The sequence below is a fragment of the Leclercia sp. UBA5958 genome, from assembly GCF_002430365.1.
GTDB classification, from domain to species: domain Bacteria; phylum Pseudomonadota; class Gammaproteobacteria; order Enterobacterales; family Enterobacteriaceae; genus Enterobacter; species Enterobacter pneumoniae.
In genome coordinates, this window is sequence record NZ_DJCE01000012.1 from 157,161 (window position 1) to 178,220 (window position 21,060).

General features: G+C 55.3%; 18 protein-coding genes. 13 read left to right on the forward strand and 5 right to left on the reverse strand.

Going from position 1 to position 21,060, the window contains the following annotated elements:
- Positions 1 to 16 precede the first annotated feature (16 nt).
- From amiB to hflC, 7 genes are all read left to right on the forward strand, one after another.
- Positions 17 to 1,351, forward strand: coding sequence for an N-acetylmuramoyl-L-alanine amidase AmiB (amiB, locus tag B2Q93_RS19075; protein WP_046886387.1), 1,335 nt, complete (start codon positions 17 to 19; stop codon positions 1,349 to 1,351).
- A gap of 9 nt (positions 1,352 to 1,360) precedes the next feature.
- Complete coding sequence (mutL, locus tag B2Q93_RS19080) at positions 1,361 to 3,208, forward strand: DNA mismatch repair endonuclease MutL (RefSeq protein WP_046886388.1); 1,848 nt, start codon at positions 1,361 to 1,363, stop codon at positions 3,206 to 3,208.
- The gene (miaA, locus tag B2Q93_RS19085; protein ID WP_040077501.1) at positions 3,201 to 4,151 is read left to right on the forward strand and encodes a tRNA (adenosine(37)-N6)-dimethylallyltransferase MiaA; all 951 of its coding nucleotides are present in this window, start codon (positions 3,201 to 3,203) and stop codon (positions 4,149 to 4,151) included. The genes mutL and miaA overlap by 8 nt, the downstream gene beginning before the upstream one ends.
- Positions 4,152 to 4,236: 85 nt before the next feature.
- Positions 4,237 to 4,545: an RNA chaperone Hfq gene (gene hfq, locus B2Q93_RS19090; protein WP_032616179.1), complete on the forward strand. Its 309-nt coding sequence runs from the start codon at positions 4,237 to 4,239 to the stop codon at positions 4,543 to 4,545.
- A gap of 77 nt (positions 4,546 to 4,622) precedes the next feature.
- Positions 4,623 to 5,903 carry a ribosome rescue GTPase HflX gene (gene hflX / locus B2Q93_RS19095; RefSeq protein WP_207292860.1) on the forward strand — a complete coding sequence of 427 codons (1,281 nt, stop codon included), beginning with the start codon at positions 4,623 to 4,625 and terminating at the stop codon, positions 5,901 to 5,903.
- Between the two features lie 64 nt (positions 5,904 to 5,967).
- Positions 5,968 to 7,221 carry an FtsH protease activity modulator HflK gene (gene hflK, locus B2Q93_RS19100; RefSeq protein WP_046886389.1) on the forward strand — a complete coding sequence of 418 codons (1,254 nt, stop codon included), beginning with the start codon at positions 5,968 to 5,970 and terminating at the stop codon, positions 7,219 to 7,221.
- Positions 7,222 to 7,223: 2 nt separating this feature from the next.
- Positions 7,224 to 8,222, forward strand: a complete 999-nt coding sequence (gene hflC, locus B2Q93_RS19105) for a protease modulator HflC (protein WP_046886390.1) — start codon at positions 7,224 to 7,226, stop codon at positions 8,220 to 8,222.
- A gap of 68 nt (positions 8,223 to 8,290) precedes the next feature.
- Here hflC and B2Q93_RS19110 read toward each other — a convergent pair whose 3' ends face one another.
- On the reverse strand, positions 8,291 to 8,599 hold the full coding sequence (locus B2Q93_RS19110; protein ID WP_286934084.1) for a hypothetical protein: 309 nt from the start codon (positions 8,597 to 8,599) through the stop codon (positions 8,291 to 8,293).
- Positions 8,600 to 8,946: 347 nt separating this feature from the next.
- Here B2Q93_RS19110 and B2Q93_RS19115 point away from each other — a divergent pair, with 347 nt between their 5' ends.
- From B2Q93_RS19115 to rlmB, 4 genes are all read left to right on the forward strand, one after another.
- Positions 8,947 to 10,245, forward strand: coding sequence for an adenylosuccinate synthase (locus B2Q93_RS19115; protein WP_040077496.1), 1,299 nt, complete (start codon positions 8,947 to 8,949; stop codon positions 10,243 to 10,245).
- 183 nt (positions 10,246 to 10,428) lie between these two features.
- Positions 10,429 to 10,854: a nitric oxide-sensing transcriptional repressor NsrR gene (gene nsrR, locus B2Q93_RS19120; protein WP_040077495.1), complete on the forward strand. Its 426-nt coding sequence runs from the start codon at positions 10,429 to 10,431 to the stop codon at positions 10,852 to 10,854.
- Positions 10,855 to 10,892: 38 nt separating this feature from the next.
- Positions 10,893 to 13,334: a ribonuclease R gene (rnr, locus tag B2Q93_RS19125; protein WP_286934086.1), complete on the forward strand. Its 2,442-nt coding sequence runs from the start codon at positions 10,893 to 10,895 to the stop codon at positions 13,332 to 13,334.
- A gap of 64 nt (positions 13,335 to 13,398) precedes the next feature.
- Positions 13,399 to 14,130 (forward strand): 23S rRNA (guanosine(2251)-2'-O)-methyltransferase RlmB, encoded by a 732-nt coding sequence (gene rlmB, locus B2Q93_RS19130; protein WP_023334255.1) that lies wholly within the window; start codon positions 13,399 to 13,401, stop codon positions 14,128 to 14,130.
- A gap of 85 nt (positions 14,131 to 14,215) precedes the next feature.
- Here the strand turns inward: rlmB and B2Q93_RS19135 are convergent, their stop codons facing one another.
- Positions 14,216 to 15,505, reverse strand: a complete 1,290-nt coding sequence (locus B2Q93_RS19135) for an MFS transporter (RefSeq protein ID WP_212478348.1) — start codon at positions 15,503 to 15,505, stop codon at positions 14,216 to 14,218.
- Positions 15,506 to 15,698: 193 nt separating this feature from the next.
- Here B2Q93_RS19135 and B2Q93_RS19140 point away from each other — a divergent pair, with 193 nt between their 5' ends.
- Entirely contained in the window at positions 15,699 to 17,321 is a 1,623-nt protein-coding gene (locus B2Q93_RS19140; RefSeq protein WP_046886393.1) for an isovaleryl-CoA dehydrogenase, read from the forward strand.
- Positions 17,322 to 17,324: 3 nt separating this feature from the next.
- On the opposite strand, the gene B2Q93_RS19145 is transcribed toward B2Q93_RS19140, so the two are convergent.
- From B2Q93_RS19145 to bsmA, 3 genes are all read right to left on the reverse strand, one after another.
- Entirely contained in the window at positions 17,325 to 19,250 is a 1,926-nt protein-coding gene (locus B2Q93_RS19145; protein WP_286934087.1) for a methyl-accepting chemotaxis protein, read from the reverse strand.
- A gap of 171 nt (positions 19,251 to 19,421) precedes the next feature.
- A complete protein-coding gene (gene yjfN, locus B2Q93_RS19150) occupies positions 19,422 to 19,709 on the reverse strand; it encodes a DUF1471 family protease activator YjfN (RefSeq protein WP_046886395.1) in 288 nt (95 codons plus the stop codon).
- A 136-nt stretch (positions 19,710 to 19,845) separates the two neighbouring features.
- A complete protein-coding gene (gene bsmA, locus B2Q93_RS19155) occupies positions 19,846 to 20,175 on the reverse strand; it encodes a biofilm peroxide resistance protein BsmA (protein WP_040077489.1) in 330 nt (109 codons plus the stop codon).
- A gap of 138 nt (positions 20,176 to 20,313) precedes the next feature.
- On the opposite strand from bsmA, the gene yjfP reads away from it, so the two are divergent.
- On the forward strand, positions 20,314 to 21,045 hold the full coding sequence (gene yjfP, locus B2Q93_RS19160) for an esterase (protein WP_286934088.1): 732 nt from the start codon (positions 20,314 to 20,316) through the stop codon (positions 21,043 to 21,045).
- Positions 21,046 to 21,060: the final 15 nt, after the last annotated feature.

Below are 21,060 nucleotides of genomic sequence, written 5' to 3' on the forward strand. Positions count from 1 at the left end.
GCGAAGGGATGACGGGATGTTTAATCGCGTTAAAAATTGGTTATTAGCAGCAACGGTATTGCTTTGTGCACAAGCCGGAGCGGCCACACTTTCGGATATTCAGGTGTCGAATGGCGATAGCCAGGCGCGGATTACCTTCAGTTTTATGGGCGATCCTGAATATGCTTTTTCACAGCCTGATAGCCGCAGCGTGGCGCTGGATATCAAACAGACGGGCGTGATTCAGGGGCTGCCGCTGCAATTCAGTGGTAACAATCTGGTGAAAACCATCCGTTCGGGAACACCGAAGGATGCCCAGTCGCTGAGGCTGGTGGTCGATCTTACGGAAAAGGGTAAAACCCAGGCGGTGAAGCAGCAGAACGGTGCGAACTACACCGTGGTCTTCACCATCAAAGCCGATACGCCGCCACCGCCACCACCGCCGGTTGTCGCGAAACGCGTGGAGACCCCCGCTTACACGCCACGGCCCGCAGAGCCTGCCCGTAACCCATTCAAATCGGGCAGCGATCGTATCACCACCGTGACCAGCAGTAATACCGCGACCCGGCCTGCGTCCAGTGCGCGTCGTGCCGTCACGGGCGATAAAGTGATTATTGCTATCGATGCCGGCCACGGTGGGCAGGATCCAGGGGCGATAGGCCCTGGCGGTACGCGTGAGAAAAACGTCACTATCGCTATTGCCCGTAAGCTGCGTACGCTGCTGAATAATGACCCGATGTTTAAAGGCGTGCTCACCCGTGACGGCGACTATTTCATCTCTGTGATGGGGCGCTCTGACGTGGCGCGTAAACAGAATGCGAACTTCCTGGTCTCTATTCATGCTGATGCCGCGCCAAACCGGAGTGCGACGGGGGCTTCGGTCTGGGTGTTGTCCAACCGTCGCGCCAACAGCGAAATGGCGAACTGGCTGGAAGAACATGAGAAACAGTCCGAGCTGTTAGGCGGGGCGGGCGATGTGCTGGCAAACAGCCAGTCCGATCCTTACCTTAGCCAGGCGGTTCTCGATTTACAGTTCGGCCATTCTCAGCGCGTCGGGTATGATGTTGCCACTAACGTACTGAGCCAGTTAGACGGTATCGGATCCCTGCACAAGCGTCGCCCTGAGCATGCGAGTCTGGGCGTACTGCGCTCGCCTGATATCCCTTCCATTCTTGTAGAGACCGGGTTTATCAGTAACAACGGTGAAGAGCGTCTGTTAGGCAGCGACAGTTATCAGCAACAAATTGCCGAGGCGATTTATAACGGGCTGCGCAAGTATTTCGATGCCCATCCACTCCAGTCTGCGCCGCAGGGTGGTGTCGGACAGACCGCCAGTGCCGAACTACCGGGCGGGATAACCGCCACTAACTAAGGAGCATTCATGCCGATTCAGGTTCTGCCGCCGCAGCTTGCGAACCAAATCGCCGCCGGCGAGGTGGTAGAGCGTCCGGCATCGGTCGTGAAAGAGCTGGTTGAAAACAGCCTTGATGCGGGGGCCACCCGCATTGATATCGATATTGAACGCGGTGGGGCCAAGCTGATCCGCATTCGCGATAACGGCTGTGGCATCAAAAAAGATGAGCTGGCGCTTGCGCTGGCGCGTCACGCCACCAGTAAAATTGCCTCGCTTGATGATCTTGAAGCCATAATCAGCCTCGGTTTTCGTGGTGAAGCCCTGGCCAGTATCAGCTCCGTCTCCCGCTTAACGCTGACCTCACGTACGGCTGAGCAGCAAGAAGCCTGGCAAGCCTATGCGGAAGGACGCGACCAGGACGTGACGGTAAAGCCTGCGGCTCACCCGGTGGGTACCACGCTGGAAGTATTAGATCTCTTTTACAACACGCCGGCGCGTCGCAAGTTTATGCGCACTGAAAAAACCGAATTCAGCCATATCGATGAGGTCATTCGCCGCATCGCGCTGGCACGTTTCGACGTGACTCTCAACCTAAGCCATAACGGTAAAGTGATGCGGCAATACCGCGCTGTCGCACAAGGCGGACAGAAAGAGCGCCGTCTTGGTGCCATCTGCGGTACGCCATTCCTTGAACAGGCTCTGGCCATCGAATGGCAGCACGGGGATCTAACCCTGCGCGGCTGGGTGGCCGATCCTAAAGTAAGCAGCGCTGCGTTTGCCGAAATTCAGTACTGTTACGTCAATGGCCGTATGATGCGCGACCGGCTGATCAACCACGCCATCCGTCAGGCCTGCGAAGACAAGCTGGGCGCCGATCAGCAGCCTGCTTTTGTACTCTATCTGGAGATCGACCCACATCAGGTAGACGTCAACGTTCATCCCGCCAAACATGAAGTGCGTTTTCATCAATCCCGGCTGGTGCATGATTTTATCTATCAGGGCGTATTGAGCGTGCTGCAACAACAGGCCGAGCCTGCATTACCGTTGGCAGACGAGCCCGTTGCACCCCGTGCGATACCTGAAAACCGGGCCGCCGCAGGACGTAACCAATTCGCCGAGCCGGTGGTGGCCAAAGCGCCATCTGCACCGGGGTATGCGGCCAGCGACAAAGCGTCGCGCGCGACGGGAGCAAACTACCCGCATGCGCATACGGGATACCAGAAACAGCAGGGAGCCAATTATCGCAAGCTGTTGGAAACCCCACCGGTTGAAAGACGTAGCGCCGATGTCGCGCCGATGGCCGACACGCTGGAAGGACATAGCCAGAGTTTTGGCCGCGTGTTGACGATAGTCGCCCCGGATATCGCTCTTCTGGAGCGCGACGGTAAGCTGGCGTTGCTGGCACTGCCGGTGGCGGAGCGCTGGCTGAAACAGACGCAGTTAACCCCTGGCGAACATCGCGCCTGTGCGCAACCGCTATTAATCCCGGTGCGGTTAAAGATAACCCCGGAAGAAACCCGGGTATTACAGCGTTTCCAGCCCCTGTTGGCAGAAATGGGCATAGAAACGGCAGTAGAGGCCCAGCATGTGACCCTTCGCGCGGTGCCTTTACCCTTACGCCAACAAAATTTACAAAACTTGATTCCTGAACTGATAGGCTACCTGGCGCAGCAAACGACCTTTGATGCAGCCAATACGGCACAGTGGATCGCACGCCATCTGGCCAGCGATCATCCTGTGTGGAGTATGGCGCAGGCCATCACCGTGCTGGCGGAGGTAGAACGCCTCTGCCCGCATCTGGTGAAAGCGCCGCCGGGCGGTTTATTACAACCTGTTGATTTACAATCGGCGAAGAACGCCCTGAAAGATGAGTGATGTAAGTAAGACTGGCCTGCCTAAGGCGATTTTTTTGATGGGGCCTACGGCCTCGGGCAAAACGGCGTTAGCCATTGAGCTACGTAAAGTTTTGCCAGTAGAGTTGATCAGCGTGGATTCCGCCCTCATCTACAAAGGGATGGATATCGGCACGGCAAAGCCCAGCGCCGAGGAGCTGCGCGCGGCTCCACACCGTTTATTAGATATTCTTGACCCGGCCCTGGCGTACTCGGCGGCAGATTTCCGCCGCGATGCGCTGGCAGAGATGGCCAGGATCACCGAGGCGGGGCGCATTCCGCTTCTGGTGGGCGGAACTATGCTCTATTTCAAGGCGTTACTTGAAGGGTTATCGCCATTGCCGTCGGCAGACCCGGCGGTAAGAGCAAAGATTGAGCAGCAGGCAGCAGAGCAGGGATGGGGCGCGTTGCACCAACAACTGGAACAGATCGATCCGGTTGCTGCGGCACGTATTCATCCAAATGATCCGCAAAGGCTTTCCCGGGCACTGGAAGTTTTTTTCATTTCGGGTAAAACTTTAACGGAACTGACGCAAACGTCAGGAGAGGCTCTGCCGTATCAGGTGCATCAGTTCGCCATCGCCCCGGCGAGCCGTGAACTGCTCCATCAGCGAATTGAGCAGCGTTTTCATCAGATGTTAGCTTCAGGTTTTGAAGCAGAAGTGCGGGCGCTTTTTGCCCGTGGAGATTTGCATACGGACATGCCTTCCATTCGTTGTGTCGGTTATCGCCAGATGTGGTCATACATTGAAGGCGAAATATCTCATGATGAAATGGTTTATCGAGGTGTTTGCGCCACGAGACAGTTAGCGAAGCGCCAGATCACCTGGTTGCGCGGTTGGGAAGGTGTTCATTGGTTAGACAGTGAAAAACCGCAACAAGCGTTCAACGAAGTATTACAGGTTGTTGGTGCTATCACGGACTGAATGTGTACAATTGAGACGTATCGTGCGCAATTTTTCAGAGTCGCAAGATTCTAAGTACAAAACAAGCATATAAGGAAAAGATAGAATGGCTAAGGGGCAATCTTTACAAGACCCGTTCCTGAACGCACTGCGTCGTGAACGTGTTCCAGTTTCTATTTATTTGGTGAATGGTATTAAGCTGCAAGGTCAGATTGAGTCTTTCGATCAGTTCGTGATCCTGTTGAAAAACACGGTCAGCCAGATGGTCTATAAGCACGCGATTTCTACTGTTGTTCCGTCTCGTCCGGTATCTCATCACAGCAATAACGCAGGCGGCGGTTCCAGTAACTACCATCATGGCAGCAACGCGCAGGGTTCTTCAGCGCCTGCGCAGGACAGTGAAGAGACCGAATAAGGTTTCTGGCTGTTTTTTCCACGTCGGGGAGCCAGGTTTTCTGTGTTCCCCGCTGATCTTTTTTAAGGGGTTTACGCTTGTTTGACCGTTATGATGCCGGTGAGCAGGCGGTGCTGGTACACATCTATTTTTCGCAAGACAAAGATATGGAAGATCTCCAGGAGTTTGAATCTCTGGTCTCTTCCGCCGGTGTCGAAGCAATGCAGGTGATTACCGGTAGCCGTAAAGCGCCGCACCCAAAGTATTTTGTTGGTGAAGGTAAAGCAGTTGAGATTGCGGATGCCGTAAAAGCGACTGGTGCTTCAGTCGTGCTTTTTGATCACGCCCTGACCCCAGCCCAGGAACGTAACCTGGAGCGCCTGTGCGAATGCCGTGTTATCGACCGTACGGGTTTGATTTTAGACATCTTTGCCCAACGTGCACGTACCCATGAAGGGAAATTGCAGGTTGAGCTGGCGCAGTTGCGCCACCTGGCCACGCGTCTGGTGCGCGGCTGGACACACCTTGAAAGACAGAAAGGCGGGATCGGTTTGCGTGGCCCGGGTGAAACCCAGCTCGAAACCGACCGTCGCTTACTGCGTGGCCGTATAACCCAGATCCTCTCACGGCTGGAAAGAGTCGAGAAGCAGCGTGAGCAGGGGCGACGTTCCCGAATGAAAGCCGATATCCCAACGGTTTCGCTTGTCGGTTATACCAACGCCGGTAAATCCACCCTGTTTAACCAGATCACCGAGGCCCAGGTTTACGCCGCAGACCAACTTTTTGCGACCCTGGACCCAACGCTGCGCCGCATTAACGTGGCGGATGTGGGGGAAACCGTACTGGCGGATACCGTAGGGTTTATCCGTCACTTGCCACACGACCTGGTGGCGGCGTTTAAAGCCACCCTGCAGGAGACGCGTCAGGCGACCCTGCTACTGCACATAATTGATGGCGCGGATGTCCGCGTGCAGGAAAACATCGATGCAGTTAATACCGTGCTTGAAGAGATAGACGCGCATGAGATCCCATCGCTGCTGGTGATGAATAAGATCGACATGCTGGATGACTTCGAGCCCCGTATTGACCGTGATGAAGAGAATAAGCCGATTCGGGTCTGGCTTTCTGCCCAGACCGGTGTTGGTGTGCCACTGCTTTTCCAGGCTTTAACAGAACGTCTCTCCGGTGAGGTGGCTCAGCATACGCTGCGCCTCCCACCACAGGAAGGCCGACTGCGCAGCCGTTTTTATCAGCTTCAGGCGATAGAAAAAGAGTGGATGGAGGATGACGGCAGCGTGGGGATGCAGGTGCGTATGCCGATCGTTGACTGGCGTCGCCTCTGCAAACAAGAACCTGCGCTGGTGGACTACGTCGTCTGACCAGAAAAGGTTTACACAAGGCCTGAAAAAATTCGCCCTTGCATAACAAATATGGAGCATATACATGGCGTGGAATCAGCCCGGTAATAACGGACAAGACCGCGACCCGTGGGGAAGCAGCAATAATCAAGGCGGCAACTCTGGGGGAAATGGCAACAAAGGTGGTCGCGAGCAGGGGCCGCCGGATCTGGATGATATCTTCCGCAAGCTGAGCAAAAAGCTCGGTGGTCTTGGCGGCGGTAAAGGCACTGGCGGCGGTACTGGTCAGGGGCCGCGTCCTCATATGGGTGGCCGTGTGGTCGGGATTGTTGCCGCCGCTGCGGTAATCATCTGGGCAGCCAGCGGGTTCTACACCATTAAAGAAGCGGAGCGTGGCGTGGTTACCCGTTTTGGTAAGTTCAGCCATCTGGTTGAGCCGGGCCTGAACTGGAAACCCACCTTTATTGATAACGTCACTGCGGTGAACGTTGAATCGGTGCGTGAGCTGGCAGCCTCTGGCGTGATGCTGACGTCTGACGAAAACGTGGTGCGCGTTGAGATGAACGTGCAGTACCGCGTGACCGATCCGAAGAACTACCTGTTTAGCGTCACCAGCCCCGACGACAGTCTGCGTCAGGCGACCGACAGCGCTCTGCGTGGCGTTATCGGTAAATACACCATGGACCGCATTCTGACCGAAGGTCGTACCGTTATTCGTAGCGATACCCAGCGTGAGCTGGAAGAGACCATCCGTCCTTACAACATGGGTATCACCCTGCTGGACGTCAACTTCCAGGCTGCCCGTCCGCCGGAAGAGGTGAAAGCGGCGTTTGACGATGCGATTGCCGCTCGTGAAAACGAACAACAGTACATCCGTGAAGCTGAAGCGTACACCAACGAAGTTCAGCCGCGTGCTAACGGCCAGGCACAGCGTATTCTGGAAGAGGCTCGCGCGTACAAGACCCAGACCATCCTTGAAGCTCAGGGTGAAGTGGCTCGTTTCGCGAAGATTCTGCCGGAGTATAAAGCTGCACCGGAAATTACCCGTGAGCGTCTCTATATTGAGACCATGGAGAAAGTGCTGAGCCATACCCGTAAAGTGCTGGTTAATGATAACAAAGGTGGCAACCTGATGGTTCTGCCGCTGGATCAGATGCTGAAGGGCGGTAACGCACCTGCGGCGAAAGATAGCAATAGCGGTGCAAACAGCATGCTACGTCTGCCACCGTCGTCATCAGGCAATTCCAGTGCGAATACAACCTCTACGAACGAGGGTGACATCATGGACCAACGCCGCGCTAACGCGCAGCGTAACGACTACCAGCGTCAGGGGGAATAACGATGCGTAAGTCAGTTATTGCGATCATTGTCATCGTGCTGGTCGTGCTTTATACCTCTATCTTCGTCGTGAAAGAGGGCGAGCGTGGGATCAAGTTCCAGTTCAGCAGCGTTGTGCGCGACGGCGACAAAAAGCCGCTGATCTATGAGCCAGGTCTGCACTTCAAGGTGCCTTTCATTCAGTCCGTTAAGACGCTTGATGCGCGTATCCAGACCATGGATAACCAGGCCGATCGCTTCGTGACGAAAGAGAAAAAAGACCTGATCGTTGATTCCTATATCAAATGGCGTATTAGCGACTTCAGTCGTTACTTCCTGGCCACCGGCGGCGGCGACGTCTCCCAGGCGGAAGTGCTGCTGAAACGTAAGTTCTCTGACCGTCTGCGTTCTGAGATTGGTCGTCTGGATGTGAAAGACATCGTGACTGACTCCCGTGGTCGTTTGACCTCGGAAGTGCGCGATGCGCTGAACTCCGGCTCTGCAGGCACCGAAGATGAAGTAGAAACCCCGGCGGCGGATGACGCGATTGCCAAAGCCGCTGAGCGCGTTCAGGCTGAAACCAACGGCAATGTGCCGGTGATCAACCCGAACAGTATGGCTGCGCTGGGTATCGAGGTGGTGGATGTGCGTATTAAGCAGATCAACCTGCCGACCGAAGTCTCTGAGGCTATCTACAACCGTATGCGTGCTGAGCGTGAAGCGGTCGCCCGTCGTCACCGTTCACAGGGTCAGGAAGAGGCTGAAAAGCTGCGCGCAGCCGCAGACTATGAAGTCACCAAAACCCTGGCTGAAGCAGAACGTCAGGGCCGTATTCAGCGCGGTGAAGGCGATGCCGAAGCGGCGAAGCTGTTTGCGGATGCGTTTAGTCAGGATCCAGACTTCTACGCCTTTATCCGTAGCCTGCGTGCTTACGAAAACAGCTTTAAGAGCAACCAGGACGTTATGGTTCTGAGCCCGGATAGCGATTTCTTCCGGTATATGAAATCACCGGCTGCAAACTAACAGGTTCAGCAGCAGATGAAATAAAAATGGCGCCTCATTGAGGCGCCATTTTTGCTTAAGGTTAAATCTTAAGCGGTAGGGCTAACGTTAGCTCTGAAGAGCTTAGTGAAGAAAGAACCTGTTTTAGGCAGTGCAGACAACGAAGTTTCGATAAAACCGCCAATGGTTGAACCCAGAGACGTTCCCACTTCTGTACCCAGATCCGGCGCAAAAATACCCAGATTGACTCTACCGATCAGCGGCAGATCAACATTGAGCATATCGCTGGCCGTTGACCACAATGCGGTGCCAAATTGCCCGCCCAGCGTTGCCAGACCATCCTGCAGCCAGCCTGCGCCGCTAACGAGTTCGAGCTCAATTAAGGTTAATTCTTTCATGATAATCATCCTAATTATGTTGTTATTACGCGACCCTCCGGTTGCGCATGAGGGATGGTGACAACTTTTAAAATATCCAGCAATACGATGAGATTATGAATTTTATTTCACATCTTGAATCACATATTCCGGCGGTCACAGATGAAATAGCCGTACAGAGATGCAGGACAATACGATGCGCCTGAGTCTGACTAGTGATCAAAGCCAGCTGATTACACAACATATTGAGGTAATCGTTTAACTCTCTGCAAATCGGCCCATATCGCCGAAATTTGTATACAAAAAAAGCTGAACATCAACAAAACCGATGGTAGAATCCATTTTTAAGCAAACGGTGATTTTGAAAAATGGGTAACAACGTCGTCGTACTGGGCACCCAATGGGGTGACGAAGGTAAAGGGAAGATCGTTGATCTCCTGACTGAACGCGCTAAATATGTTGTACGCTACCAGGGCGGTCACAACGCAGGTCATACTCTCGTAATCAACGGTGAAAAAACCGTCCTCCATCTTATTCCATCAGGCATTCTTCGTGACAATGTGACCAGCATCATCGGTAACGGTGTTGTGCTGTCTCCTGCTGCCCTGATGAAAGAGATGAAAGGCCTGGAAGACCGTGGTATCCCGGTGCGTGAGCGCCTTCTCCTCTCTGAAGCATGTCCGCTGATCCTCGACTATCATGTCGCGCTGGATGTGGCACGTGAGAAAGCACGTGGTGCGAAAGCGATTGGTACTACTGGTCGTGGTATCGGCCCAGCCTACGAAGACAAAGTAGCCCGTCGCGGTCTGCGCGTTGGCGACCTGTTCGACAAAGCCACCTTCGCTGAAAAGCTGAAAGAGGTGATGGAATATCACAACTTCCAGCTGGTGAATTTCTATAAAGCTGACGCCGTTGACTACCAGAAAGTGCTCGACGACGTGATGGCGATTGCCGACATCCTGACCGGTATGGTTGTTGATGTCTCCGATCTGCTGGATCAGGCGCGTAAACGTGGCGACTTCGTGATGTTCGAAGGCGCACAGGGTACGCTGCTGGATATCGACCACGGTACCTATCCGTACGTCACCTCCTCTAACACCACCGCAGGTGGCGTGGCGACCGGTTCTGGCCTGGGTCCGCGTTATGTGGATTACGTTCTGGGGATCATCAAAGCTTACTCCACTCGCGTGGGTGCAGGTCCGTTCCCGACCGAGCTGTTTGATGAAACCGGCGAGTTCCTTTGCAAGCAGGGTAACGAGTTTGGCGCGACCACTGGTCGTCGTCGTCGTACCGGCTGGCTGGACGCTGTTGCAGTGCGTCGTGCAGTACAGATCAACTCCCTGTCTGGCTTCTGCCTGACCAAACTGGACGTCCTGGACGGCCTGAAAGAGGTTAAAATCTGTGTGGGCTACCGCATGCCAGATGGCCGCGAAGTGACCACCACGCCGCTGGCTGCAGATGACTGGGAAGGCATTGAGCCAATTTACGAAACCATGCCGGGCTGGTCCGAAACCACCTTCGGCGTGAAAGAGCGTAGCGGCCTGCCACAGGCAGCGCTGGACTACATCAAGCGTATTGAAGAACTGACCGAAGTGCCGATCGATATTATCTCTACCGGCCCGGATCGTAGTGAAACGATGATTCTGCGCGATCCGTTCGACGCATAAGACGCGTTTCTGCAAGCCTGTTGGGTAACCTGCAGGCTTGCAACCCCGGTTTTTGTCCTCTCTTTCCCGCTTTTCACCCCGCTTCAGTTTAAATAAATTAGCCGCTTACCATCTGGCTGGTTTATCATCAATAGTGAATATCTCTGCGGTTATACCGCGTTTTGCCCTTTTCCTGAGGTTGATGTGCAGTTAACAAGTTTCACCGATTACGGATTACGTGCGCTGATCTATATGGCGTCATTACCCGAAGGACAGATGACCAGTATCTCTGAGGTGACAGAGGTCTACGGCGTGTCCCGTAATCATATGGTCAAAATAATCAATCAACTTAGCCGTGCCGGATACGTTGCTGCCGTCCGCGGGAAAAATGGCGGGATCCGCCTCGGCAAACCGGCACAGAGTATTCGTGTTGGGGATGTGGTACGAGAGCTGGAGCCCTTGTCGCTGGTGAACTGCAGCAGCGCGTTCTGCCATATCACACCCGCTTGTCGCCTGAAACAGGCGCTTTCTACGGCCGTGCAAAGTTTTCTCAAGGAACTGGATAACTACACGCTGGCCGATTTGGTTGAAGAGAATCAACCGCTTTATAAATTATTGCTGGTGGAATGAAGAGAATATCCACCGGAGATGACAACGGAGGAACCGAAATGTCACAAGATCCTTTCCAGGAACGCGAAGCCGAAAAATACGCGAATCCTATCCCCAGCCGCGAGTTCATCATTGAACACTTAACTAAACGCGAAAAACCCGCCAATCGTGAAGAACTTGCCGTTGAACTCAATATTGAAGGTGAAGAGCAAATAGAGGCTCTTCGCCGCCGCCTGCGCGCCATGGAGCGTGACGGGCAACTGGTCTTTACGCGGCGCCAGTGCTACGCACTGCCTGAACGTCTCGATCTGCTGAAAGGGGTGGTGATTGGCCACCGCGACGGCTTCGGGTTTTTGCGCGTTGAAGGCCGCAAAGATGATCTCTATCTCTCATCTGAACAGATGAAGATGTGTATTCATGGCGATCAAATCCTGGCGCAACCGCTGGGTGCAGACCGTAAAGGCCGCCGGGAAGCGCGCGTAGTGCGCGTGCTGGTACCAAAAACCAGTCAGATCGTAGGCCGTTACTTTACCGATGCGGGCGTGGGCTTTGTCGTACCCGATGACAGCCGCCTGAGCTTTGACATTCTGATCCCGCCGGAAGAGGTGATGGGCGCGCGCATGGGCTTTGTGGTGGTGGTTGAACTTACCCAGCGTCCAACCCGCCGTACCAAAGCGGTAGGTAAAATTGTTGAAGTGCTGGGCGATAACATGGGTACCGGCATGGCCGTTGATATGGCGCTGCGCACCCATGAGATCCCTTACGTCTGGCCAACCGCCGTTGAAGAGCAGATTAAAGATCTGAAAGAACAGGTGCCAGAAGAGGCCAAGGCTGGACGCGTCGATCTGCGCGATCTGCCGCTAGTCACTATCGATGGTGAAGATGCCCGCGACTTCGATGATGCCGTCTACTGTGAGAAAAAACGGGGTGGCGGCTGGCGTTTATGGGTCGCTATCGCGGACGTAAGCTACTACGTCCGGCCGAATACGCCACTGGATAACGAAGCGCGTGGCCGCGGTACGTCGGTCTATTTCCCGTCGCAAGTGGTCCCGATGCTGCCGGAAGTCCTCTCAAACGGTCTCTGCTCGCTGAACCCGCAGGTTGACCGTCTGTGCATGGTCTGTGAGATGACCATCTCCACGAAGGGGCGCCTGACAGGCTACAAATTCTACGAAGCGGTGATGAGCTCACACTCACGTCTGACCTACACCAAGGTCTGGCATATGCTGCAGGGCGACCAGGAGCTGCGCCAGCAGTACGCGCCGCTGGTGAAGCATATTGAAGAGCTTCATAACCTCTATAAAACCCTGGATCAGGCTCGTGAAGAGCGCGGCGGTATCTCATTTGAAAGTGAAGAAGCTAAATTCATCTTCAATGCTGAGCGCCGTATCGAGCGTATTGAGCAGACTCAGCGTAACGATGCGCACAAACTGATTGAAGAGTGCATGATCCTCGCTAACATCTCGGCTGCACGTTTTGTTGAAAAAGCGAAAGAGCCTGCGCTGTTCCGAATTCATGATAAGCCAACGACGGAAGCGATCACCTCCTTCCGTACCGTGCTGGCAGAGCTGGGTCTTGAACTGCCGGGCGGCAATAAGCCAGAGCCGCGCGATTATGCGGAACTGCTTGAATCCATCAGCGATCGTCCGGATGCCGAGATGCTGCAAACCATGCTGCTGCGCTCGATGAAACAGGCGATCTACGACCCAGAAAACCGGGGACACTTCGGCCTGGCGCTGCAGTCATATGCGCACTTCACCTCGCCGATTCGCCGTTATCCGGATCTTTCGCTACACCGCGCCATTAAGTATCTGCTGGCGCAGGAGCAGGGTCACAAAGGCAAGACCACTGAAACCGGTGGCTATCACTATTCCCTGGAAGAGATGCTGCAGCTTGGGCAGCACTGTTCTATGACGGAGCGCCGTGCCGATGAAGCGACCCGTGAGGTCTCTGACTGGCTGAAATGTGATTTCATGCTGGATCAGGTGGGCAACGTCTTTAAAGGGGTAATTGCCAGCGTGACTGGCTTTGGCTTCTTTGTCCGACTGGATGAGCTGTTCATTGATGGCCTGGTGCATGTCTCCAGTCTGGACAATGACTACTACCGTTTCGATCAGGTAGGCCAGCGTTTGATTGGCGAATCCGGCGGCCAGACCTATCGCCTTGGCGATCGCGTTGAAGTGAAAGTTGAAGCCGTTAATATGGACGAGCGTAAAATCGACTTCAGCTTGATCTCCAGCGAACGCGCGCCACGCAATGTGGGTAAAACCGAGCGTGAGAAGGCGAAAAAAGGCGGAAATGGCAAAGCAGGCGGTAAACGCCGTCAGGCCGGTAAGCGTGTGAACTTCGAGCCTGATAGTGCCTTCCGTGGTGAGAAAAAACAGAAGCCAAAAGCGGCAAAGAAAGAGGCGCGTTCAGAGAAGAAGCCTTCCGCGAAGACGCAGAAAATAGCTGCTGCGACCAAAGCGAAGCGCGCAGCGAAGAAAAAGCAGGCGGAGTAATATTCCCCTCATCCTGACCCTCTCCCTCTGCGGAGAGGGGAAATGTACATTACGAGAACCATCAATGAGTGAAATGATTTACGGCATCCACGCGGTGCAAGCCCTGCTGGAGCGCGCACCGGAGCGTTTTCAGGAAGTTTTTATTCTGAAAGGACGTGAAGATAAACGTCTGATGCCGCTGATTCATGCCCTGGAAGCACAGGGCGTGGTGATCCAGCTGGCGAACCGTCAGTTCCTGGATGAGAAAAGCGAGGGTGCGGTGCATCAGGGCATTATCGCCCGCGTGAAACCGGGTCGGCAGTATCAGGAGAACGATCTGCCGGATCTGATCGCCGAACTGGATAATCCGTTCTTCCTGATCCTCGATGGCGTAACCGATCCCCATAACCTGGGCGCTTGCCTGCGTAGTGCCGATGCGGCGGGCGTGCATGCGGTGATCGTTCCCAAAGATCGTTCAGCACAGTTGAACGCCACGGCCAAGAAAGTAGCCTGTGGCGCGGCTGAGAATGTGCCGCTGATCCGCGTAACCAACCTTGCACGCACCATGCGTCTGCTGCAGGAAGAGAACATCTGGATCGTGGGCACTGCCGGTGAAGCCGACCATACGCTCTATCAGAGCAAAATGACGGGCCGTCTGGCGCTGGTGATGGGTGCAGAAGGGGAAGGCATGCGCCGTTTAACGCGCGAGCATTGCGATGAGCTGATCAGCATTCCGATGGCGGGTAGCGTGTCGTCACTGAACGTCTCCGTTGCGACGGGCATCTGCCTGTTTGAAGCGGTACGTCAACGCGGGTAATAAACAGCAAGGCCGTCCAGGGGACGGCCTTGCGTGTTTTCTTCCTCTCCCTGTAAGGGCGGGAGGGCATCAGACGGTGCTCACCTCACTCCTCCAGCGACCGTAAATGGTCATCCTTCCTGAGCGTCATAAGAGCCGCGATACTCACCACCGCCGTTGCCATCACGTAGTAAGCCGGAATATCCAGGTTCCCCGTCTCTTTAATCAGCCCGGTAATGATCAACCCGGCGCAGCCCGAAAAAATCGCATTCGACAGCGAGTAGGCCAGGCCCAGCCCCGTATAACGAACGCGGGTCGGGAACATCTCAGAGAGCATGGCCGGCCCCGGTCCTGCCAGCATGCCCACCAGGCCGCCCGCAATCAGCACCACGAGAGCTTTCACCACCAGCGTGCTGGACTCCGCCTGCAAAATCTTCAGTAGTGGCAGGGCGAGAAGCAGTAACAGCACGGTGGCAACCACCATTACCGTCCGGCGGCCAACCCGGTCGCTCAGCATCCCAGCCGGGATAATGGTCAGGGCAAAGCCAATATTCGAAATCACCGCAATCAACAGCGCCTGGTTAAAGCCCGTATGCAGAGCGGACTGCAGATAAGCGGGCATAATCACCAGATAGGTATATCCCGCCGCCGACCAGACCATCACACGACCAATCCCCATGACAATGGCTTTTAGCGTGGCGCCGGTTTCAGCCTGCTGAACCTCCGCCTGCGCCTGCTGCTTCACAAAGCTTGGCGTCTCTTCCATGCTGACCCGCAGCCATAACGCGACGGCACCCAGCGGCAGGGCGATAAAGAACGGAATCCGCCAGCCCCAGTCGTACAACGCCTCGGGCGTAAGTAGCGCCGACAGCAGCGCCACAATACCGGCCCCCGCCAGCAGACCCAGCGCAACGGTAAACGACTGCCAGGCACCGTACAGCCCACGCTTGCCACGAGGGGCAAACTCGGTCATCAGCGACACCGCGCCGCCATATTCGCCACCCGCAAACAGCCCTTGCAGAATGCGCAGCCCGGTAATGATCAGCGGTGCGGCAATGCCGATACTGGCATATACCGGCACCAGGCCGATGGCCGCCGTCGCCAGGGTCATCATAATTAAAACGATAATCAGCGTAGGTTTACGCCCGATACGATCGCCAAGGCGTCCAAAAACCACCGCGCCCAGCGGACGGAAGAAAAAGGCGATGGCAAAAGAGGCATAGGTAAGGATTAGGCTCGTCAGCCCGCTTTCCCCCTCCAGTTGAAAGAAGTTTTTCGCGATGACCGTCGCCAGGAAACCATAGACCGCGAATTCGTACCATTCGATAAAATTGCCAATAGAACCGGCAATCAATGCACGTTTATGTGCGTCCGGCGTATGTTGTGAAGCGTGCATAATCACTCTCTTCTGGAAGGTGGGAATAAATTATTCTATATAAATCGCGGATTGAAATAGTTTATTCGTACGTTATGTGAGCTGATTCACGAATGATTTCAACGATCTCCTTGCCTTGTGACCCTCCTCCCATGCAGCCGCGGCCAGCTCTGTCCATACTTAGCCTCACTTGCCATTGAAGGAGGGAGACACAATGCACTGGCAGACGCATACCGTTTTTAATCAGCCTTCGCCGCTGAGTAATAGCAACCTGTTTCTTTCAGATCGCGCCCTGTGCGAGGCGGTGAACCGGGAGGGGGCGGAGTGGGATGGGGAACTGCTCGCCAGTATCGGCCAGCAGCTGGGCACGGCAGAGTCGCTGGAGCTAGGGAGGCTGGCTAACGCCAATCCACCGGAACTGCTCCGCTACGACGCCACCGGGGCACGGCTGGATGATGTGCGTTTCCATCCCGCCTGGCATTTGCTCATGCAGGGGCTGTGCGCCAACCGGGTGCATAACCTGGCGTGGGAAGAGGACGCGCGGCGGGGCGCGTTTGTGGCCCGGGCGGCACGTTTTATTCTGCATGCGCAGGTGGAAGCCGGGACCCTGTGCCCCATCACCATGACCTTCGCCGCCACGCCGCTATTGCAGCAGAGCCTGCCGCATGCCTTTCACGACTGGCTAACCCCGTTGATGAGCGATCGCTACGACCCTCATCTGGCGCCGGGTAACCAGAAGCGCGGCCTGCTGATAGGCATGGGAATGACGGAGAAGCAGGGCGGCTCAGATGTGCTGAGTAACACTACCCGGGCGGAAAAGTGCAGCGACGGTAGCTATCGGCTGGTGGGTCATAAATGGTTCTTCTCGGTACCGCAAAGCGATGCCCATCTGGTGTTAGCCCAGGCGAAAGGGGGCCTGTCCTGTTTTTTTGTACCGCGCTTTTTACCCGACGGGCTGCGTAACCACGTGCGGCTGGAACGGCTGAAAGAGAAGCTCGGTAATCGTTCAAACGCTAGCACTGAAGCCGAAATGCTGGATGCCACCGGCTGGCTGCTGGGAGAAGAAGGTGAGGGGATTCGCCAGATCCTGAAGATGGGCGGCCTGACTCGCTTTGATTGTGCGCTGGGTAGTCACGGTTTGATGCGCCGCGCCCTGTCGGTGGCGCTCTATCACGCCCATCAACGCCAGACCTTTGGCAAGACTCTGATAAATCAGCCTCTGATGCGGGATGGACTCAGCCGGATGGCGTTGCAGCTCGAAGGGCAGACGGCGCTATTGTTCCGTCTGGCACGGGCATGGGATCGCCGCAGCGATGAGCAGGAAGCGCTGTGGGCCAGGTTATTTACCCCGGCGGCAAAATTCAGCGTCTGCAAGGCGGGCATTCCCTTCGTGGCAGAGGCGATGGAGGTGCTGGGCGGTATCGGCTATTGCGAAGAGAGCGAGCTGCCGCGCATTTATCGCGAAATGCCGGTTAACAGTATCTGGGAAGGGTCGGGAAATATCATGTGCCTGGATGTTTTGCGCGTGCTGGCAAAACAGCCTGGCGTCATGGATCTGCTGGCCGACGATTTTGCTGAAGTAAAAGGGCAAGATCGCCATTTCGATCGTAGCTGGCGCCAGCTTCAGCAACGTCTACGCAAACCGCAGGAGGCGCAGGGCAGGGAGATAACCCGGCAGATCTTCCTGCTGGGCGCAGGGGCACAGATGTTGCGCCATGCCTCGCCGCCCATCGCGCAGGCATGGTGCCGTGAAATGCTCGATGCCCGTGGTGGCTCCCTGCTCAGCGAGCAGGTTCAGGACGACCTGCTCTTACGCGCCACGGGCGGTGTGGCCTGATAATTACAAACGGAACAGACTCACCAGCTCGCTGAGGTGTGAGCCCTTTTCCCGCAGGGTCTGGGCCGTCTGTTCGCTGCGCGAGACGCGATCGGCGTTGATATGGGATGCTTCGCCGATATGGGTCATCGCCAGGTTCACCTGGCCAATCCCTGCTGACTGCTCATGGGAGGCGTGATTGATCTCGGTGACCAGCTGGTTGATGTTGTCGATATGCGTAATGATGCTCTCCATCGCCTGGCGGGTCTGTTCTGATAGCGCATGCCCCTCGCTCACTTTACTGAGCGTATCGCCAATCAACTGCTCGATCTCCTTCACGGCGTTGGCGCTGCGTGCCGCCAGGGCACGCACTTCCTGCGCGACAACCGCAAAGCCTTTTCCATGTTCTCCCGCACGAGCCGCTTCTACGGCCGCATTTAGCGCCAGGATATTGGTCTGGAAGGCGATGCTCTCAATCACGTGGGTGATAGCTTCGATACGTTTCGATGCGTCGCGAATATCATCCATGGTTGAGACGGCGTTGCTGACGGTCTCGCCGCCCTGATGCACCGCGCGTGACGTTTCACCCACCAGTTGCTGAGTCTGTTCCATATTAGCGGCGTTTTGCTGCACGGTGGCGGCCAGCTGTTCCATGCTGGCGGACGTTTCTTCTACGCTGCTGGCCTGCTTGTTGATCTGCTCAGAGATCTCACCGGTATCAGAAGCCAGCGCAGTAGTGCCCTGGTGGATCTCTCCTGCGGCTTCCCTTACCTGGCGTACGATTTTTTGTAACCCGCCGCCGATGCCGTTGATGGCCGCGATCAGCTGGCCGACCTCATCCTGTCGCGTGGCGGGAAGCGTAGCGCGCAGATCCCCGGCGGCATATTGCTCTGCCAGACCAATTACATCGCGAAGTGGACGCGAGAGCCAGCGGCGAATAATCATCACGAACAGCAGGGCGAACAGGGCGGAAAGGACAACGCCGGCGATTAAAAACTGATTACGCAGGGTCGTGACGCTGGCCAGCAGCACGCGCTTGTCCACTTCACCTACAATCGTCCAGTTCCAGCCCGGTAGTGGGGTCCAGGCCATAATCAGGGTGCGTCCATCGGCACTCTGGCGCTCCAGGGTACCAGATTGATCGCCCAGCAGTTGCTGTTGGATGCCATTATCCCACTCCGGCAATTTCCCCTCATTGGTGCTATGGAAGAGATATTGGCCATGGTTCTTGCCATTACTACGATCCAGGACGAAGAAATGACCACTCTCGCCCAGGCGGCGGCTGAGGATCTTTTCGCGCATGACGTTCCAGGAGTGCGTGATATCGACTCCGACGAAGAGGATAGCGATCACTTGCCCATCAGCACCCTTCACCGGTTGATACTGCGTGATATAGCGCTTTCCGAAGAGCAGGGCCAGGCCGCGATAGACCTCACCTTTGGTTACCGCAGCATAGGCCGGACTGGCGACATCCAGCACCGTACCCATCGCTCTGTCGCCATTCTCTTTACGCAGCGAAGTCGCCACGCGCACAAAATCATTTCCGCTGCGGACAAACAGGGTAGAGATAGCCCCCGTGCGCGCAAGGAAATCATCCGGCGTCGCGTTGTTTTCATGCAGCTCGGACTCACCACCCTTTAGCAGCGGCACGTTCAGGCCGTTAATGGTGCGGCTCTGGCTGGAATCAATGTTCAGCGGCTGGGGCAGAAAAGTTGTGAACAGGCGGGTATAGCTCTCCACCTCTTCAGTGAGGCTGGTATTAAACATCTGCACCATATCCACCACGCCCGTGGCCTGGTTATGCAGATCTTCAACAGCTAAGGTTTCGAGTTTTTTACTGGTGTTGTAACTCAGGAGAAAAGTGAACAGCAAAAAGAGTGTGGCAACACTCAGGCCGGTAAGCAGCGATAGCTTTGTGCCAAGGCCTGCACGGCGAAAAAAAGTGATCATAAATTGCTCAGCATTGAAAAGGTATGGCTCTTCAACGGCAGGGCAGGGCTAACATTTACGGGGAAGATGTAACAGGATGTTACGGAAACGTCTCAATATAGTAACGACAAGGATAACTGATTTGTAAATATTGAAAAGCCACTAATTTTTAGTGGCTTTTCAAAGGCTTTATCACGCGTACAGAATGGCTTGTACCCGCCAGCGATCAACATGAACATCTTCCTGCATCCGGATGATTCGATACCAGGACGCGCCTTGCTCATCGGCTTTCAGGGCGATGACACGTTCGACGTCCTGCTGGCTTCCGGAAATATCATTCACGGAGATCAACCCAATTTCATTCAGTCCTGTCACACAATCTGCGCTGGCAAAATCCGCCGACTGTGCCGTCGTGCTCAACAGCCCTGCTGAGAGCAACAGTGAGGATAAAGCAAGAGTTCGTTTCATCGTTAGCTCCATTCTACGTGTCCCCGGTATCCGCCGGGCAATCCTTCGCAAATAAACTCACTTCCATTGTCACAGTCACGGAGTTTATTGTGGACAGGAAAACGTCTATGGACGCAAAGCAGTGTAAATGTCGTTTAAATACCTTCAGTTATTTACGATACAAAATGGCCTGCGAATACCATTGTCCCGTAATAACGGTTTCATCGACGAGGATGATGACGTAATAATCTGCTTTCGCTGCGGCGGCCTGGGCTTTAATTGCATTTTCCACATCCATCGGCGAACCGCGCTCAAGGGCGGTGATGGTTCCCATACGCTGTAATCCTTCCGTTTGATTACGGCGAATTTCCTGGGGGTGGTCAGCCACTGGCGGAGCGGGTTGGGGCGTGCCTTGTAACACGCTACAGCCGCATGACAGCAACACCAGCAATAAAGCGACAAACTTTCGCATAACCCTATCTCGTTTCCTGATAGCCATAGTGTAGATGCCCGGTAATTTCATTTTGGGGGAATGTTCCCAAACTGTTATCTGTAACGTAAATTTCGAATGAAAATGGTGTGAAAGCGTAATCCACTTCTCAACATTATGAATCACCCCGCGAGTAAAGGATCCTCAATGATTGAAGTTAAAACAGAACAGCCTGGAGATTATGAAATTTTACAGGCTTTTCCGGCAGGGTTAGGTGAACAGCCTTTGCCGACGATCATTTTTTATCATGGTTTTACCTCCTCTAAGCTGGTGTACAGCTACTTTGCCGTGGCACTGGCGCAGGCAGGGTTTCGCGTAGTGATGCCTGATGCCCCGGAGCATGGCGCACGGTTTAATGGCGATGAGCAGGCGCGGTTAGGGCAGTTCTGGTCCATTTTGCACGGCAGTCTTACCGAGTTCAGCGGGTTACGTGACACGATCTGTCAGGCCGGGTGGGTCGCAGGCGACCGTCTGGCCGTGGCGGGGGCGTCGATGGGCGGGATGACGGCGCTGGGCATTATGACCCGCCATCCGGAGGTAAAATGCGTGGCCAGCCTGATGGGATCGGGATACTTCACCACGCTTGCCCACACGCTCTTTCCACCGCAGGATGAACAGACTCTGGAGGCCGTGCTGGCGCCATTAGCCCACTGGGAAGTGACCCGGGCGCTGCCCCGGCTGGCAGACCGCCCACTGCTGCTTTGGCACGGCGAGGCGGACGATGTCGTGCCGGCTACGGAGACGTTCCGTTTACAGCAAGCCTTACAGCGCGATGGACTGGATGGCAACCTCACCTGCCTGTGGGAGACCGGTGTCCGTCATCGCATCACGCCCACGGCGCTGGAGGCCACCGTCAGGTTCTTTGAAACGCACCTCTGAGTCTGACGAAGCAGT

Bases quoted from the DNA above. Each gene is read 5' to 3' on its own strand.
- amiB (WP_046886387.1), top strand. From the start codon at position 17: ATGTTTAATCGCGTTAAAAATTGGTTATTAGCAGCAACGGTATTGCTT.
- mutL (WP_046886388.1), top strand. From the start codon at position 1,361: ATGCCGATTCAGGTTCTGCCGCCGCAGCTTGCGAACCAAATCGCCGCC.
- miaA (WP_040077501.1), top strand. From the start codon at position 3,201: ATGAGTGATGTAAGTAAGACTGGCCTGCCTAAGGCGATTTTTTTGATG.
- hfq (WP_032616179.1), top strand. From the start codon at position 4,237: ATGGCTAAGGGGCAATCTTTACAAGACCCGTTCCTGAACGCACTGCGT.
- hflK (WP_046886389.1), top strand. From the start codon at position 5,968: ATGGCGTGGAATCAGCCCGGTAATAACGGACAAGACCGCGACCCGTGG.
- hflC (WP_046886390.1), top strand. From the start codon at position 7,224: ATGCGTAAGTCAGTTATTGCGATCATTGTCATCGTGCTGGTCGTGCTT.
- B2Q93_RS19110 (WP_286934084.1), bottom strand. From the start codon at position 8,599: ATGAAAGAATTAACCTTAATTGAGCTCGAACTCGTTAGCGGCGCAGGC.
- B2Q93_RS19115 (WP_040077496.1), top strand. From the start codon at position 8,947: ATGGGTAACAACGTCGTCGTACTGGGCACCCAATGGGGTGACGAAGGT.
- rnr (WP_286934086.1), top strand. From the start codon at position 10,893: ATGTCACAAGATCCTTTCCAGGAACGCGAAGCCGAAAAATACGCGAAT.
- rlmB (WP_023334255.1), top strand. From the start codon at position 13,399: ATGAGTGAAATGATTTACGGCATCCACGCGGTGCAAGCCCTGCTGGAG.
- B2Q93_RS19135 (WP_212478348.1), bottom strand. From the start codon at position 15,505: ATGCACGCTTCACAACATACGCCGGACGCACATAAACGTGCATTGATT.
- B2Q93_RS19140 (WP_046886393.1), top strand. From the start codon at position 15,699: ATGCACTGGCAGACGCATACCGTTTTTAATCAGCCTTCGCCGCTGAGT.
- B2Q93_RS19145 (WP_286934087.1), bottom strand. From the start codon at position 19,250: ATGATCACTTTTTTTCGCCGTGCAGGCCTTGGCACAAAGCTATCGCTG.
- yjfN (WP_046886395.1), bottom strand. From the start codon at position 19,709: ATGGAGCTAACGATGAAACGAACTCTTGCTTTATCCTCACTGTTGCTC.
- bsmA (WP_040077489.1), bottom strand. From the start codon at position 20,175: ATGGCTATCAGGAAACGAGATAGGGTTATGCGAAAGTTTGTCGCTTTA.
- yjfP (WP_286934088.1), top strand. From the start codon at position 20,314: ATGATTGAAGTTAAAACAGAACAGCCTGGAGATTATGAAATTTTACAG.